At 67.5% G+C, this 15,888-nt stretch carries 11 protein-coding genes and 1 pseudogene; 4 read left to right on the forward strand and 8 right to left on the reverse strand.

Annotation, left to right across the window (positions count from 1 at the left end; translation table 11 throughout):
- The 8 genes and pseudogenes from D180_RS03845 to dnaA all read right to left on the reverse strand — a co-directional run.
- Positions 1–215 (reverse strand): annotated as a pseudogene (locus D180_RS03845) (energy transducer TonB); the annotation flags it as partial.
- A 152-nt stretch (positions 216–367) separates the two neighbouring features.
- On the reverse strand, positions 368–1,561 hold the full coding sequence (locus D180_RS03850; RefSeq protein ID WP_017911746.1) for a tetratricopeptide repeat protein: 1,194 nt from the start codon (positions 1,559–1,561) through the stop codon (positions 368–370).
- Between the two features lie 159 nt (positions 1,562–1,720).
- Complete coding sequence (locus D180_RS03855) at positions 1,721–2,527, reverse strand: M48 family metallopeptidase (RefSeq protein ID WP_026143554.1); 807 nt, start codon at positions 2,525–2,527, stop codon at positions 1,721–1,723.
- Between the two features lie 68 nt (positions 2,528–2,595).
- Positions 2,596–3,441: a type II CAAX endopeptidase family protein gene (locus D180_RS03860; RefSeq protein ID WP_017911747.1), complete on the reverse strand. Its 846-nt coding sequence runs from the start codon at positions 3,439–3,441 to the stop codon at positions 2,596–2,598.
- Between the two features lie 78 nt (positions 3,442–3,519).
- A complete protein-coding gene (gene gyrB / locus D180_RS03865) occupies positions 3,520–5,982 on the reverse strand; it encodes a DNA topoisomerase (ATP-hydrolyzing) subunit B (RefSeq protein ID WP_017911748.1) in 2,463 nt (820 codons plus the stop codon).
- Positions 5,983–6,094: 112 nt separating this feature from the next.
- Entirely contained in the window at positions 6,095–7,195 is a 1,101-nt protein-coding gene (recF, locus tag D180_RS03870; RefSeq protein ID WP_017911749.1) for a DNA replication/repair protein RecF, read from the reverse strand.
- 479 nt (positions 7,196–7,674) lie between these two features.
- Complete coding sequence (gene dnaN / locus D180_RS03875; protein WP_017911750.1) at positions 7,675–8,775, reverse strand: DNA polymerase III subunit beta; 1,101 nt, start codon at positions 8,773–8,775, stop codon at positions 7,675–7,677.
- 274 nt (positions 8,776–9,049) lie between these two features.
- On the reverse strand, positions 9,050–10,390 hold the full coding sequence (gene dnaA, locus D180_RS03880) for a chromosomal replication initiator protein DnaA (protein WP_026144198.1): 1,341 nt from the start codon (positions 10,388–10,390) through the stop codon (positions 9,050–9,052).
- Between the two features lie 261 nt (positions 10,391–10,651).
- Between dnaA and rpmH the strand changes: the two genes are divergently transcribed.
- The 4 genes from rpmH to D180_RS03900 all read left to right on the forward strand — a co-directional run bounded on the left by rpmH (position 10,652) and on the right by D180_RS03900 (position 15,860).
- Positions 10,652–10,792 (forward strand): 50S ribosomal protein L34, encoded by a 141-nt coding sequence (gene rpmH / locus D180_RS03885; RefSeq protein WP_003469983.1) that lies wholly within the window; start codon positions 10,652–10,654, stop codon positions 10,790–10,792.
- Between the two features lie 38 nt (positions 10,793–10,830).
- Positions 10,831–11,268: a ribonuclease P protein component gene (gene rnpA / locus D180_RS03890; protein WP_081616388.1), complete on the forward strand. Its 438-nt coding sequence runs from the start codon at positions 10,831–10,833 to the stop codon at positions 11,266–11,268.
- Positions 11,269–11,286: 18 nt separating this feature from the next.
- A complete protein-coding gene (gene yidC, locus D180_RS03895) occupies positions 11,287–13,017 on the forward strand; it encodes a membrane protein insertase YidC (protein ID WP_017911752.1) in 1,731 nt (576 codons plus the stop codon).
- A 101-nt stretch (positions 13,018–13,118) separates the two neighbouring features.
- Positions 13,119–15,860, forward strand: coding sequence for a tetratricopeptide repeat protein (locus D180_RS03900; RefSeq protein ID WP_017911753.1), 2,742 nt, complete (start codon positions 13,119–13,121; stop codon positions 15,858–15,860).
- Positions 15,861–15,888 lie beyond the last annotated feature (28 nt).

Consider the following 15,888-nt stretch of genomic DNA (forward strand, 5'->3'; position numbering starts at 1 on the left):
GGCGGGGGCGGCGGCGGCGGTGCGTCCACCAGGGTGACCATGATGTTGCGTTCCTTCTCCGCCACCGCCTTGGGCGCAACGGCCGGAATCAGCAGCAACATCAGCGCCGCAAGATGCAGCGCGATTACGAAGGCAATACCGATGATGCGCGGCCAGCTGAGGCCGGAGGCGTCATCTTTGTCGTACTGCCGATGGATGACCAGTTGTTCCGTCATGCGCCAATGACTCAATTAAAGGGGGGCGGATTCCGCTGTGGAGCGGAACCCAAGTTCACGCGGCAATGACACCGCAGGAACCTCCAAGCTTATACCAATCCCTGTTACCTGCACTACTTTCAGCACTGGTCTTCGGGGGCTTTTTTTGCGTGCTACTTCAGGTTGATGATCTTCTTGGCGTCTTCCGGCTTTTTGACGCCCTTGGCCAGAGCCTGCTGCGCCGCCTGCTTGGCCTCGGCAACGCGGCCTTCCGAATGCAGCACCTTGGCCAGGTTGAGATAGGTTTCGCCGTCCTTGGATAGCGGCGCCGCCTTCTGCCAGTTCTCGATCGCCTGCGGCAGCTGGTCGGTGTAGTAGTACGACTGCGCCAGCGCCAGGTAGGTCTGGTAGTCCGGCTTCAGAATGCCCTTCTGCATGCCTTCGTTGATGACCGCGATGACGTCCTTTTCGTGACCATCGGTGTTGGCGTAGATCGAGTACAGCTGCTTGTATTCCTTCTCGTCGGTCAGCTGACCGGCGGCACGCAGCTTGTCCATCACCGCCGCGGCCTTGTCCATCTGGTCGGCCTGCATGTACATGCTGGCCAGGTTGAGCTGGGCCTTCTTGTCGTTGGGCGACTTGGCGGCCAGCGCCTCGGCGGCCTTGACCGCTTCACCGGTCTGGCCGGCTTCGGCGTAGGACGCCATCAGCAGCTGATTCCAGCTGTCCTTCGGCTCCGGCGACGCGGCGATCGCCTGCTTCAGCGCCGGGATCGCTTCCTGGTAGCGCTGCGCCTGGTACAGCGCCTGGCCCTTGAGGATCAGGTCTTCCGGGCGGGTCGACTTGGTTTCGGCGAGGAACTTGTCGAGGGTGGCCAGGCCTTCGGCGGTCTGCTCGTCCTGCAGCTGCAGCTGCGCCAGCATCAGCATCGACTGGTAGTGGCCGTTGTTGTCCAGGCCGTTGAACTGGATCGCCTGCTTCAGGTACGCCTGCGCGGCCTTGCTGTCGTCGAGGTTGTAGGCGGCCTGCGCGGCCAGCTGCGCGGCCAGCGACTTGTCGTACTCGTTGGCGCCGCTGTTGGCCAGGATCTCATCGGCCTGGGCGCGCACCGCCGCGTAGTCCTCGCCCTTGTTGTAGGTGTCGATCAGCTTCTGCAGCTTGCTGCCGAGCTTGGACGACGGCTTGCCGGTCGGCTCCTTGCGCTCGGCATTGGGGAACAGCACCGCCGCCTTCTCGCTCTTCGCATTGCGCGAGGAGCGGTGGTCGGTGCGATCGCTCTGCGCAGCGGCATCGGTCACCACCGCGCCACCGAGGGCGGCGGCGATCACCAGGGACAACAACGCTTGCTTGCGAATGCGGAATTTCATGGGTCACCTCGGTGGAAACCGCCCGGAGCGGCACGGAAGACGGAGCGGCCATTCCTCGGCCGAGCCAGCAAACCTATCAGAAACCTGTACGCCGTGAAAACGTTTTTGGATGCGTTTTCTGTGACAGTGCCGGCGACGGACACAGGGACGACGGACGACTCAGCCGCACTTGGGCGTCCTGCCGGCGCTGCGCGCCTGCGCATACACCGGTTCCAGCGCGGCGACGTCGCGCTGCAGCTCGCCGATGCGGGCACTGGGATCGGGGTGGGTGGACAGCCATTGCGGCGGACGTGCGCCGCCGGCGGCCATCATGTTCTTCCACAGATCCACCGCCTGCGCGGGATCGAATCCGGCCTGCGCCATCAGGCGCTGGCCGACGACGTCCGCTTCGGTTTCCTGCTGGCGCGAACCGGGCAGCAGGAATAGCGTCTGCGCGGTCATGCCGCCGACCTGGCCGACGGTGTCGGCCGCACCCTGACCGTAGCGGGCACCGGCCAACGCGCCAATCACGCTCAGGCCTGCCTGCGCACCGAGCTGGCGGGTAATGCGTTCTTCGTGATGACGCGAAATGACGTGGCCGATCTCGTGGCCGAGCACGGCGGCGAGCTGGTCCTGGTTCTTGGCCACGCTGAAGATGCCGCTGTTGACCCCGACCTTGCCGCCGGGCAGGGCGAACGCGTTGGGTTCCTTGTCGTTGAACAGCGCGGTTTCCCAGCCGGTGCCGCGCCATTGCTCGGGCAGCTGCGCGACCAGGGTGTTGACCACGCAGCGCACGTAGGCGTTGCGCTTGGGATCGGTGTCCAGCTGTTCCTTGGCCTTGGCTTCGGCGAACGCCTGCGCGCCCATCTGGTCGAGTTGTTGTTGCGAGATGCCGCCCACGACCTGGGTACGCCCGGTTGGCGATGTCGTCGTCGCACACGCTGCCAGCAGCATCGCCAGCGATGCGCCAAGTACCACTTGCTTCATACGGTCCCCCCTCCTAACACGCGTCGCAGTGTGGGGGGCCGCGTCTTAACATTTCGTCAAACAAACCTTCAGGTTGCGCCAAACCAGTAGAGTCCGGCGACCGCGATGGCGTTGTTGAGGCCATGCGCGGCGATCGACGCCCACAAGGTGCCGGTACGCTTGTACAGCCAGGCGAACGCGACGCCCATGCCGCCGTAGACCAGCCACAGTTGCGCGGTGGCGGCCAGGCTGTTGCCGGTGGTCCCCGGTACTTCGTGCACCAGGGCGAAGGCGGCGCCGCTGAGCAGCATGCCCAACCGCGGCCGGCCTGCGTCCCACAGCCGCCCGAACAGCACGCGGCGGAACAGCAGTTCCTCGTAGGCCGGGGCGATCACGATCGCGAACACGCACAGGAACAGCGGCATCTGCGCCATCGCGTCCTGCATCAGCGGCAGGTTGGTCGGCACCGGCTTGATGCCGATCTGCGCCGCCAGCGCGGAGATCGCCGCGCTGCCGACGAACACGCCGACCGCGACCAGCAGCACCCAGCCCCAGGTCGAGGGTGTGCGCGCCACCTGCCAGGAGGCACGGCGCTCGGCGGCGCTGGCCGGACGCCGCAGGAAGTACAGCAGCAGCGCCGCAGACAGGGTGCTGACCAAGGCGATCAGCAACTGCGCCAGCGCCCCCGGCTGGCCGACCTGCTGCGCGACCAACGCGGCCAGGCGATCGGCAGGCACGCCCTGCGCCTTCAGCTCCATCGCCAGCTGGAAGCCGCGGATCACGCCCCAGACCAGGCCGCTCAGCACGCTCACCGCCAGCAGCACCGCCGCCGCCAGCAGCACGTCGAGGAAGAAACCGAGGATCGGCCGGCGCGGGCGGGCAGGCGGCGCGAAAGGCAACGGCAGCGGGGGGGCGGGCAACGGCGGTGCGGTCATCGCGATCCTGTGCGGAAGCGGGCGGAAGGCACAGCGGGACGCCCGCCCCGGCGTACGCCAGGGCGGGGACCGCCAGGGTCAGATGTCGAGGTTGGCGACCTTTAGCGCGTTTTCTTCGATGAAGTCGCGGCGCGGTTCGACCACGTCGCCCATCAGCGTGCTGAAGATCTGGTCGGCGGCGACCGCGTCCTCGATGCGCACCTGCAGCAGGCGACGCGTATCCGGGTTCACCGTGGTCTCCCACAGCTGCTCGGCGTTCATTTCGCCCAGGCCCTTGAAGCGCTGGATCTGGCGGCCCTTCTTGGCCTCCTCGAACAGCCAGGCGTAGGCCTGGGCGAAGCTGGTGATGGCCTGGGTCTTGTTGCCGCGCACGATCTGCGCGCCCTCGCGCACCAGCCCATGCAACTCCCGCGCGATCTCACGCAGCGGCCGCAGCTCGCCGCTCTCGAACACCGCCATCGGCACCACATAAGTGGTCTCCTCGCCCATGTGCCGGCGCTCCACCAGCAGGGTCGCCGGGCGCTGCGCGTTGGACGCCTGGAAACGCAGGCTGTAGCGCGCCGAGCCCAGGCTGCCGCGGTTGAGCACCGCCTGCAGCGCGTCCAGGCTCGGATGCGTCTCGCCCTCGCTCTCGAGCTGGGCCACGTCCAGCGGCGGCAGGTCGATCAGCGCGCTCAGCAGCGCCGGGTCGTAGCGGTGCGCATTGCGCGCCACCGCCTCGTTGGCGCTGGCGAACAGCAGCAGCAGCTTCTCCAGCGCTACCCCGGTGATCGGCGGCACATTGGTAGCCGGAACCAGCGCCGCGCCTTCGACCGCGCTGCTGGCCAGGTAGGCGTTGAGCGCGTTGTCGTCCTTCAGGTACAGCTCCTGCTTGCCCTGCTTGAGCCGATACAGCGGCGGCAGGCCGATGTAGACGTAGCCGCGCTCGATCAGCTCCGGCATCTGCCGGTAGAAGAAGGTCAGCAGCAGGGTGCGGATGTGCGCGCCGTCGACGTCGGCGTCGGTCATGATGATGATGCGGTGGTAGCGCAGCTTGTCCGGGTTGTACTCGTCGCGGCCGATGCCGGTGCCCAGCGCGGTGATCAGCGTGCCGACCTGGTCGGAGGACAGCATGCGGTCGAAGCGCGCGCGCTCGACGTTGAGGATCTTGCCGCGCAACGGCAGCACCGCCTGGTTCTTGCGGTTGCGGCCCTGCTTGGCCGAGCCACCTGCCGAGTCGCCCTCGACGATGAACAGCTCCGACAGCGCCGGATCCTTTTCCTGGCAGTCGGCCAGCTTGCCGGGCAGGCCGGCGATGTCCAGCGCACCCTTGCGACGGGTCAGGTCTCTTGCCTTGCGCGCGGCCTCGCGGGCGCGGGCGGCATCGACGATCTTGCCGGCGATGGCCTTGGCCTCGTTGGGGTTCTCCTGCAGGAACTCCTCCAGGCGCGCGCCGAAGGCGTTCTCCACCGCCGGGCGCACGTCGGAGCTGACCAGCTTCTCCTTGGTCTGGCTGGAGAAGCTCGGGTCCGGCACCTTCACCGACAGCACCGCGATCATGCCTTCGCGCATGTCGTCGCCGGTCAGATTGATCTTGGCCTGCTTGGCGATGCCGTTCTGCTCGATGTAGGTATTGAGCACGCGGGTCAGCGCGCCGCGGAAGCCGGCCAGGTGGGTGCCGCCGTCCTTCTGCGGGATGTTGTTGGTGAAGCAGTACATCGTCTCCTGGTAGGAGTCGGTCCACTGCAGCGCCACGTCCACGGTGATGCCGTTGTGCTCGCCGGTGACAGAGATCACATTCGGGTGCAGCGGGGTCTTCAGCTGCGCGAGGTGCTCGACGAAGCTGCGGATGCCGCCTTCGTAGTGGAAGTCGTCGCGGCGCCCCTCGCCGCGCTCGTCGGCGAGCACGATCTTGACCCCGGAATTGAGGAAGGACAGCTCGCGCAGGCGCCGGGCCAGGATGTCGTAGTGGAACTCCACGTTGTTGTGGAAGGCCACCACCGACGGCCAGAAGCGCACGGTGGTACCGCGCTGGGTGGTCTCGCCGAGCTTGACCAGCGGCGCGACGGCCGCGCCATTGCTGAATTCCTGCTGGTAGTGCGAGCCGCCCTGGAACACGTCCAGCAGCAGCTTCTCCGACAGCGCGTTGACCACGCTGACGCCCACGCCGTGCAGGCCGCCGGACACCTTGTAGCTGTTGTCGTCGAACTTGCCGCCGGCGTGCAGGACGGTCATCACCACTTCGGCGGCGGAGACCTCGCGGCCGAGCTTGGCGCTCATCTGCGCGTGCTTGCCGACCGGGATGCCGCGGCCGTTGTCCGACACCGAGACCGAACCATCGGCGTGGATCGTCACCGCGACGTGGTCGGCATGCCCGGCCAGGGCTTCGTCGATGGAGTTGTCGACGACCTCGAACACCATGTGATGCAGACCGGTGCCGTCATGGACGTCGCCGATGTACATGCCGGGCCGCTTGCGGACCGCCTCCAGGCCTTCCAGGGCGGTGATGCTGTTGGCGTCGTAGTTGCCGTTGCTGGGCGGGGTGTTCTGTTCGTCGGTCATGCGGGTGCCGTAGGCTCCACGAGGCGGCGAAGACAGGCCGGGGCCGGTTCGCGCCGCTGGATAGGGGATTGGCGGAAATTATAGCAGCCCGGGCCGCCGGACCCGCGGCGGCCTAGGAAACGGCCAGGATCTGGCCATGTTCCACGTGGAACCGGGCGATCGGCAGGCTGACGTCGGCCAGCGCCTGCGGGGTCTCGGTGGCAGTGACGAAGACCTGCGCCGGCCCGCCACGCAGGCGCTCCAGCACCCGAGCCTGGTGGTGGCGGTCCAGCTCCGAGCCCAGATCGTCCAAGGCGATCACCGGCCATTCGCCGCGCTGCTCGGCGTAGTCCTCGGCCTGCGCCAGCAGGCAGGCCAGGGCGGTGAGCTTGGCCTGGCCGCGGGAGAGCGCATCACGGCTGGGAATCTCGGCAAAGCTGAGGCTCCAGTCGGCCCGGTGCGGACCGGCAGAGGTATAGCCGAGCTGACGGTCGCGTTCGCGGTTGAGCAGTAGCGCGTCGGCCAGCGACACCTCCTGGCGGCGCCAGCCGGGCGCGAACTGCAGATGTGAGATACCCAGCGCTGGCGCCAGATCCGGGGCGAGGGCGAGCAGGCGCTGGAGCAACCTGTCCAGGTAGTCCTGGCGGCGAGAGGTCAACGGCTCACCAGACTCGGCGAGCTCGTGATCCCAGGCATCCAGCGCCGCGCCGCTGCCACCGCTCTTGAGCAGGGCATTGCGCTGCTTGAGCGCGCGAGCATAGCGTCGCCACAGGGACAGGAAGTCAGGTTCCACGTGGAACAAACCCCAGTCGACGAAGCGGCGGCGGGGCTCGCCGCCGCCGCTGACCAGCAGGTGGCTGCCCGGCTCGAAGGTCACCACCGCCAGCGCCGCACACAAGGTGCCGAGATGCGCGACGTCCTGGCCATCGAGGCGGCCACGCCATTCCTGGCCGCTGTGGCGCAGTCCGGCGCGGCGTCGACGTGTCGCGCCGGCTTCAGCCGACTGCTCCTGCCATTCGACGAACACGTCCAGCGCGTCCTGGCCCTGGCTGACCAGCCCATCGCGCACGCGACCACGGAAGCTGCGGCCATACGCCATCAGGTGCATCGCCTCGAGCACCGTGGTCTTGCCGGCGCCGTTGTCGCCGGTGATCAGGTTCAATCCAGGCGCGGGCGCCAGCTCGAGCGCCGCGAACCGGCGCAGGTGGTGGAAGTCGAGGCGGGAGACGTGCATGCGGGGATAGAGGCGAAGGCGCTCGCACCGGGCGCACGCAGATCGGGGCTTGGGGTAGGGCGGCAGCATACCCAAAACGGCTGATGGGCGCTGTCAGGACGGCCGCGCTCGGGAAACTGGCAGCGCTGCCTGCCAGCAACCTCTGCATGATTGGGAGGACGGACTCCCGCGGGACGGTGGAGGCGTGGGTAAGAGGGTCGGCCAGGCGATCACAGGCACGTTGTCTTGCCGCACGGCCTCCTGGCGCTTCGATAATGGTGTGATCCCGCCGAGGTGCCGGAGCCCGTCTCTTTGCAGACACAGTCACGGCCGATGCGTCTTGGCCGGGTAATGCAAGGGTGCAAGCTGCGCGGGCCTCCCGTGGCAACGGATCCCTCTCAGTGCGGGAGCGTTGATCTTGGAGCCCAACAAAAAGAAAACCCGGCACGAAGGCCGGGTCGCTTTCGCACGTGTTCCACGTGGAACACGAACGGGAACCGTCAGAGACGCAGCGGCATCACCACGTGACGCGAGCGGGCGCTGCTGGCTTCCCGGACCAGCGCCGACGAGTTGGCGTCGCGCAGCTGGATCACCACGAACTCCTCGCGCAGCGCGGACAGCGCGTCGAGCAGGTAGTTCACGTTGAAGCCGATCGCCAGGTCGCTGACCTTGGTGTCCGCTTCCACTTCTTCCTGCGCTTCTTCCTGTTCCGGGTTATGCGCGCTGATCTTCAGCTGGCCCGGCGAGACTTCCACACGCACGCCGCGGTACTTCTCGTTGGACAGGATCGCCGCACGCTGCAGCGCTGCGCGCAGGATCTCGCGATCCAGCTTGACCTCGCGGTCCGCACCGATCGGGATCACCGCTTCGTAATCTGGGAAGCGGCCGTCGATCAGCTTGGAGGTGAAGGTGACATCGTCGCGCTTGACCCGCACGTGCGCACGACCGACTTCCAGCTCGACTTCGCGCTCGCCGCCTTCCAGCAGGCGCTGCAGCTCGGTCACGCCCTTGCGCGGCACGATGATCTGGCGCTTGGCGCCGCCGGCGTTCTCCAGCTCGGTCTCGCACAGCGCCAGGCGATGGCCGTCGGTGGCCACGCAGCGCAGGGTCTGGTCGCGCAGGTCGAACAGCAGGCCGTTGAGGTAGTAGCGCACGTCCTGCTGCGCCATCGCGAACGCGGTGCGCTCGATCAGTTCCTTCAGCGCGGCTTCCGGCACCACCACGCGCTCGGTGGCTTCCACTTCGTCGACCGACGGGAAGTCGTTGGCGGGCAGCGTGGCCAGGGTGAAGCGGCTACGCCCGGCCTGCACGGTGATCTTGTCGCCGGACTGCGAGACGGTGACCTTGCTGCCGTCGGGCAGGGCACGCACGATCTCGAATAGCTTGCGCGCCGGGATCGTGGTTTCGCCGTCCTGGGCATCGTCGACCGCAATGCGCGAGACCATTTCCACTTCCAGATCGGTACCGGTCAGCGACAGCTGGCCACCCTGCACCTGCACCAGGAAGTTGGCCAGAACCGGCAAGGTCTGGCGGCGTTCGACCACATTGACGACTTGCGCCAATGGCTTGAGGAAGGCTTCGCGCTGCAGTGTGAAACGCATGTGGTTCCGTGCCCCTATGCTTTAAAAGATGTGGAATAAATCAAAAGCTTGGTGGTGATGGTAGAGCGAAATTCGGTGCAAATGTAGCTCAAACCACTGAAAACAAAAGATTTTTAGCGCCATCAATCCCGTGTACTACTGTCCCGGAACTGGTGGGGAAACCTGTGGATAGTTTTGCCGTCGCCGCCGCGTCGCGCTTTATCCACAGTTTCTCCCGGATTTGTCGCGAAGTCATGCACCGATTTATCCGGCGTCGGCCACCCGGGCCGCCGCACTACTCGCTGAGCTTGCGGATCAGCTTGTCCCAGTCTTCGCGGAGCTTGCCGTCGGTTTCCATCAGGTGCTTGATCTGCCGGCAGGCGTGCAACACGGTGGTGTGGTCGCGCCCGGCGAACGCATCGCCGATCTCCGGCAGGCTGTGTTCGGTCAGTTCCTTGGTCAGCGCCATCGCCACCTGCCGCGGCCGCGCCAGCGAGCGCGTGCGCCGCTTGGACAGCAGATCCTTGATCTGCAGGCCGTAGTAGTCGGCCACGGTCTTCTGGATGTTGGGGATGCCGATCGCCTGCTGCTGCGCACGGAGCAGGTCGCGCAGGGTTTCCTGGGCGAACTCGGTGGTGATCGCGCGGCCGGTGAAGTTGGCGCGCGCCGCCAGCGTGTTGAGCGCGCCTTCCAGGTCGCGCACGTTCGAGCGCATCTTCTTGGCGATCAGGAACGCCACGTCGTCGGGGATCTCCGCGCCGCGCTCGCGCGCCTTGGCCAGCACGATCGCCGCGCGGGTCTCGAAATCGGGTGGATCGATCGCCACCGACAGGCCCCAGGCCAGGCGCGACTTCAGCCGCGGCTCCAGGCCCTCGACCTCGCGCGGGTAGCGGTCGCAGGTCAGGATGATCTGCTGGCGGCCGTCGAACAGCGCGTTGAAGGTGTGGAAGAACTCTTCCTGGGTGCGGTCCTTGCCGGCGAAGAACTGGATATCGTCGATCAGCAGCGCGTCCACCTGCTGGAACTGGCGCTTGAACTGGTCCATGGTCTTGTCCTGCAGCGCGCGGATCATCGCGCTGAAGAACTGTTCCGAGCGCAGGTACATCACCCGCGCGTTCGGATTCTGCTCGCGCATGGCGTTGCCGGCGGCGAACATCAGATGGGTCTTGCCCAGGCCGGTGCCGCCGTACAGCAGCAGCGGGTTGTGCGCGCGGTCGCCGGGCTTCTGCGCGGCCTGCACCGCCGCGGCCAGGCCGAGCTGGTTGCTGCGGCCTTCGACGAAGTTGGCGAAGGTGTAGTGCGAATCGAGGTTGCCGGCGAACGGCTCCAGCAACGGCGGCGCCGGCGTGCGTGCGGCCGCGGTCTCGCTGGGCGGGGCGGCGGCCGGTTCCGGCGCACGCGGGCGCGAACCGACCTGCAGCAGCACCTCGCCGCTGCCGGCGAAGTAGGTCAGCAGTTCGCGGATGCGCGGCAGGTAGCGCTCGCGCACCTGCTCGACGATGAAGGCGTTCGGGGCGTACAGCACCATGCTGTTGTCATGGCGCTGTTCGGCTTGCAGCGGTTTCAACCAAGTGTGAACGTCCTCGGCTGGAAATTCGGCTTCCAGACGTTCCAGGCAACGGGGCCAAGCATCCATCAGATCTTAATTCGTCGATAGACCGGGCATGAAGGGCGCGCTCGGGCGCGGCGCATTCGGCCGGTGGGAGAGGAAAGCGGATGGATCAGACTACCACCGGCGCGCAGGGTCGGGAATGGTTTTCCCACGGCTATTCACAGATCCATCCACAGGCCGGGCGCGGCCGTGCTCCGTTCCGGTCGTCACAGGGAGTTGACCGCGGCGTAAGGGGTCCTATAGAATTTCCGGTTCTTTCCGCCCCATTCAGATCAGAGCGCCCCGATGGCCACCAAGCGCACCTTCCAGCCCAGCAACCTCAAGCGCAAGCGCGACCACGGCTTCCGTGCCCGTATGGCCACCGCCGACGGCCGCAAGATCCTGGCCCGTCGCCGCGCCAAGGGCCGCAAGCGCCTGAGCGCTTGATTGCTTCGCCGCCCCAGGCGGCGCCTGCAATCCGGACCGTGAATCATCCCGACCCGCGTAGGCGATTTCCTCGCTCTGCGCGGGTTCGCACGTCTGCGGAATACCGCGTCGTGTTCGATGCCGCGCGCCGCTGTTCCGAGCCGCTGATGAGCCTGCACTGGCGCAGTGCGCCGCACCCGGCGCGGCTGGGTCTGGCGGTGTCGCGCAAGGTCGACAAGCGCGCGGTCGTGCGCAATCGCATCAAGCGCGTGCTGCGCGAGGCCACGCGGCAGTTGTTGCCGTGGCTGAAGCCCGGCGACTACGTGGTGGTGGCGCGCAGCGCCGCCGCCCAGGCCAGCGGCGAGCAGCTGCGCCAGGCCTATCTGCGCCTGCTGCGTCGCGCCGGCGCATTGCCGGCCCCGGCCGCGGACGGCACAATGCCGCCGCCCGATCGTCCTTCTTCCCCCACATCCACGTCAGAACCTGCTTCTGGCTGAGCCGAGCTTGCCTGTCCGATGAACCAGACCCGCCTTTTCCTGATTTTCGCCTGGCTGATGGTCGCGGCGCTGTTGTGGATGGAGTGGAACAAGGAACACGCGCCGAACGCCACCGCGGCGACGGTCGCGGCAGCGACCACGGTGCCGCCGGCGCAGGACGCCGATGCCGGCGCCACGCATGCCCCGGCCGTTCCGCAGGCCACGGTGCCCGGCACCGCGCCGGCCAGCACCACGCCCGAGACCGCCGCGGCCAGCGCCGCGCCGCGGGTCACCGTCACCACCGACGTGCTGCGCCTGACCCTGGACGGCCGCAGCGTGTTCGACGCCGACCTGTTGCTGTTCCCGCAGACCAAGCAGCCGGGCAGCCCGCCGGTGCAGCTGCTGACCGAGGATGCGGCGCATCCGTACACCGCCACCAGCGGCTGGGTCGGCGAGCGCAATTCGCCGTCGCCGGGCCCGGGCGGCTTCCGCCCCGAGCATCCGGGCCAGGACTACGTGCTGGCCAAGGGCCAGGACAGCCTGCAGGTGCCGTTCGTCTGGAACGGTCCGGACGGCGTCACCATCCGTCGCATCTACACCCTGCAGCGCGGCCACTACGCCGTGCAGGTGCGCGATGAGGTCGTCAACCACGGCAGCAAGCCGTGGCAGGGCTACGTGTTCCGCAAGCTGAGCCGGGTGCCGACCATCGTCAGCCGCGGCATGACCAACCCGGATTCCTTCAGCTTCAACGGCGCCACCTGGTTCAGCCCGGCCGACGGCTACCAGCGTCGCGCGTTCAAGGACTACCTGGAAGACGGCCCGCTCAACCAGACCATCTCCGGCGGCTGGATCGCGCTGCTGCAGCACCACTTCTTCACCGGCTGGATTCCGCAGGCCGACCAGCAGGCGCTGTACGTGCTGTCCAACGACGGTCCGCGGCATGTGATCGAAGCGCGCGGCCCGGGCTTCACCGTGGCGCCGGGCGCCAGCGCCAGCACCGAGGCGCGGCTGTGGGTCGGCCCGAAGCTGGTCAGCCAGATCGCCAAGGAGAACGTGCGCGGCCTCGACCGCGTGGTCGACTACAGCCGCTTCTCGCTGATGGCGCTGCTCGGCCAGGGCCTGTTCTGGATCCTCAGCCACCTGCACAGCCTGCTCGGCAACTGGGGCTGGTCGATCGTCGGCCTGGTGGTGCTGCTGAAGCTGATGCTGTATCCGCTGTCGGCCGCGCAGTACAAGAGCATGGCCAAGATGCGCAAGTTCCAGCCGCGCATCCAGCAGCTCAAGGAGCGCTACGGCGACGACAAGCAGAAGTTCCAGACGGCGATGATGGAGCTGTACAAGAAGGAGAAGATCAACCCGATGGGCGGCTGCCTGCCGGTGCTGATCCAGATGCCGATCTTCTTCGCCCTGTACTGGGTGCTGGTGGAGTCGGTGGAACTGCGCCAGGCGCCGTGGTTCGCCTGGATCCAGGACCTGACCGCGCGCGATCCCTATTTCATCCTGCCGGTGATCAACGTGGCGGTGATGTGGCTGACGCAGAAGCTGACGCCGTCGCCGGGCATGGATCCGGTGCAGGCCAAGATGATGCAGTTCATGCCGCTGGTGTTCGGCGTGATGATGGCCTTCGTGCCGTCCGGTCTGGTGCTGTACTGGGTCACCAACGGTTCGCTGGGCCTGTTGCAGCAATGGTGGATGACCAAGCGCCACGGCGAACCGGCCACTGCCGGTGGTGGCGGCAGCGGCAAGCCGCCGGCCAAGGCCAAGAAGTAAACCCGACAACGCCCGCCCTCCGGCGGGCGTTGCGCATGCGGCCGGGGAAGGCGCCGGCGTCTGCGCTGTTCCCGTAGCGCCTTGCTCGCGAGTCCGTGGTCATGCGCAAGCGCCATCGTCCTTTGTCGCCGTCCGTGGCCGTGATCGGCCTGCTCGCCTTGGTCCTGGCCGCGTGCCAGCGGACGCCTGCCGACAGCGCGGCGACGCCGTCCAAGCCCGCGACATCGGCGCCGGCGATCGCCATTCCAGGCTCTGCCGCATTGCAGGCCCAGGCGACGACGCTGCTGCAAGGCCTGCAGGCGCAGCTGGCGGCGCAGCGCAAGATCATCGTGTTGCTGGCCGACGAGGCCAAGCAGTCGCAGGCCGACCGACAGACCTCCAGCAGCGTCGGCCAGCAGCTGTTCCACGAGGGCCTGGAGCGCCGCGAGACGCTGGCCAAGCAATTCGATGCGCTGCTGGCGCTGCCCGACCCGCAGCGCTTCGCCGCGGTCGGCAGCCTGCTGGACTACGTCGAATCGGCGCCGGACCTGTACGACGCCGACCGCTTGGCATTCCGCGAGATTCTCGCCGACTGGCAGGTGCGCATCGGCAAGGATTCCTCGCTGCCGGCGATCAAGCTGCACCAGCGCATCGGCGAAGACCTGGAAGCGCTCGACGAGATCGAACGCACCTACAACCGCGAGATCACCGCGATCTTCAGCCGCTTCGATCGCACCCGGGCGATCGTGCAGAAGCGCGAGAAGTGGGAGGACTACGTCGCCCACCTGGGCACGCTGTACACGCGCGAAGCGATCCTGCGCGACTACGGCGTGATCACCCCGTACCCGATGTCGATGAAGGACAGCGACCGCGAGGTGTTCGGTCGCGACCTGCCGCCGAAGACCGTGGTGCTGAGTTTCGACGACGGCCCGCATCGCGAGTACACCGACGAGATCGTCGCCATCCTCAAGCGCTACGACGTGCCGGCCACGTTCTTCGAAGTCGGCCGCAACCTGGGCAAGCTGGGGCCGGATGGCAAGGTCGACCTGTCGCCGCTGGCCAGCGTCAGCCGCAGCCTGATGGAGCAGGGCTACACCGTCGGCAACCACAGCCTGACCCATGCGCAACTGTCCAAGGAAACCGGCGCCGCGCTGCGCAGCCAGATCCTCGACACCGACCGCATGCTGCGCGCGGTCGATGCCAAGCGTGCGCCGCTGTTCCGCTTTCCCTACGGTGCGCGCAACGCCGAGGGCATGCAGATCCTGCGCGAGGCCGGCCTGAAGTCGGTGATGTGGAACGTGGATTCGCTGGACTGGGCCGACCCGGTGCCGGAGTCGATCGTGCAGCGCGTGCTCGAGCAGGTCGGCCGCGAGCAGCGCGGCATCCTGCTGTTCCACGACATCCACGAACGCACGGTCAAGGCGCTGCCGCAGATCCTGGACCGGCTCAGCGCCGACGGCTATCAGTTCGCCGCCTGGAACGGGCGCGACTTCAGCGTGGCGCGCGCGGCCAGCAATGCCGCCGCACCGGCGGTGACCAGCGGCTACGACAAGTCGTGGGCCATCGTCATCGGCATCGACGACTACGCGCACTGGCCCAAGCTGCAGTACGCGGCCAACGATGCGCAGGCCATCGCGCAGACGCTGACCGGCAGCTTCGGCTTCCCGTCGTCGCAGGTGATCGTGCTGAAGAACCAGGAGGCGACCCGCAACAATATCCTGGCCGCTTTCCACGATCGCCTCGCACACGGCGGCGTCGGCAAGAACGACCGCGTGTTCGTGTTCTTCGCCGGCCATGGCGCGACCCGCAAGCTGGCCTCCGGCCGCGACCTTGGCTACATCGTGCCCGCCGATTCGGATCCGGCGCAGTTCGCCACCGACGCGATTCCGATGACCGAGATCCAGGACATCGCCGAAAGCCTGGAAGCCAAGCACGTGCTGTTCGTGATGGACGCGTGCTACAGCGGCCTGGGTCTGACCCGCGGCGGCGGTACCAGCGCCTACCTGCGCGAGAACGCGCGGCGCATCGCCCGGCAGATGCTCACCGCCGGCGGCGCCGACCAGCAGGTCGCCGACAGCGGCCCCAATGGCCATTCGGTGTTCACCTGGGTGCTGTTGCAGGCGCTGTCGGGCAAGGCCGACCTCAATGGCGATGGTCTGATCACCGGCACCGAGCTGGCTGCCTACGTGGCGCCGGCAGTGTCGAGCATCTCGCAGCAGACGCCCGCGTTCGGCAGCCTGCCCGGTTCGCAGGGCGGCGAGTTCGTGCTGCAGGTACCGGAGGGCGAGGAATTCCTCACCGCCAGCACCCAGCAGCTGTCCTCGGCGGCGATCGCAATGAACGACCGCGTCGATGCGGCCGCGCCCGCGTCGACCGCGACCCCGAACGCCGGCGCCAGCAGCGCCGACGCACCGCCCGCTGCGTCCAAGCCGGCGGTGGTGGTCAAGGATCTGCAGGGCGGCGAGCGGCCGCTGGCGGTGCCGGCCGCGGCCGGTCCGGTGTCCGACCGGCAGCGTGCGCAGCGCGCCAACGACCGCGGCCTGCAGTTGTACAAGGAGAAGCGCTACGACGAGGCCGAGGCGCAGTTCACCGAGGCGCTGAAGCTGCGCCCGGACTTCGCGCTGGCGGCCAACAACCTGGGCTTCATCTACTATCGTCAGGGCAAGTACGCGCAGGCCGTGCGCTGGTTGGAGAACACGCTGAAGATCGATCCCTCGCGCGCGGTGGCCTACGTCAACCTGGGCGACGCCTACCGCCAGCTCGGCGATGCGGCCAAGGCCAAGCGTGCTTTCCAGACCTACCTGGAGCTGCAACCCAACGGGGCGTCGGCCGCCTACGTCCGCGGCCAGCTGCAGACGCTGTGATCCACCGCGCCGCCGAACCTATCGCCTT

The sequence above is a fragment of the Xanthomonas sp. SHU 166 genome (genome assembly GCF_000364685.1).
GTDB classification, from domain to species: Bacteria; Pseudomonadota; Gammaproteobacteria; order Xanthomonadales; family Xanthomonadaceae; genus Xanthomonas_A; species Xanthomonas_A sontii.

What these genes read in the sequence shown, in the direction of transcription:
- D180_RS03850 (WP_017911746.1), bottom strand. Translation starts at nt 1,561, where the DNA reads ATGAAATTCCGCATTCGCAAGCAAGCGTTGTTGTCCCTGGTGATCGCC.
- D180_RS03855 (WP_026143554.1), bottom strand. Translation starts at nt 2,527, where the DNA reads ATGAAGCAAGTGGTACTTGGCGCATCGCTGGCGATGCTGCTGGCAGCG.
- D180_RS03860 (WP_017911747.1), bottom strand. Translation starts at nt 3,441, where the DNA reads ATGACCGCACCGCCGTTGCCCGCCCCCCCGCTGCCGTTGCCTTTCGCG.
- gyrB (WP_017911748.1), bottom strand. Translation starts at nt 5,982, where the DNA reads ATGACCGACGAACAGAACACCCCGCCCAGCAACGGCAACTACGACGCC.
- recF (WP_017911749.1), bottom strand. Translation starts at nt 7,195, where the DNA reads ATGCACGTCTCCCGCCTCGACTTCCACCACCTGCGCCGGTTCGCGGCG.
- dnaN (WP_017911750.1), bottom strand. Translation starts at nt 8,775, where the DNA reads ATGCGTTTCACACTGCAGCGCGAAGCCTTCCTCAAGCCATTGGCGCAA.
- dnaA (WP_026144198.1), bottom strand. Translation starts at nt 10,390, where the DNA reads ATGGATGCTTGGCCCCGTTGCCTGGAACGTCTGGAAGCCGAATTTCCA.
- rpmH (WP_003469983.1), top strand. Translation starts at nt 10,652, where the DNA reads ATGGCCACCAAGCGCACCTTCCAGCCCAGCAACCTCAAGCGCAAGCGC.
- yidC (WP_017911752.1), top strand. Translation starts at nt 11,287, where the DNA reads ATGAACCAGACCCGCCTTTTCCTGATTTTCGCCTGGCTGATGGTCGCG.
- D180_RS03900 (WP_017911753.1), top strand. Translation starts at nt 13,119, where the DNA reads ATGCGCAAGCGCCATCGTCCTTTGTCGCCGTCCGTGGCCGTGATCGGC.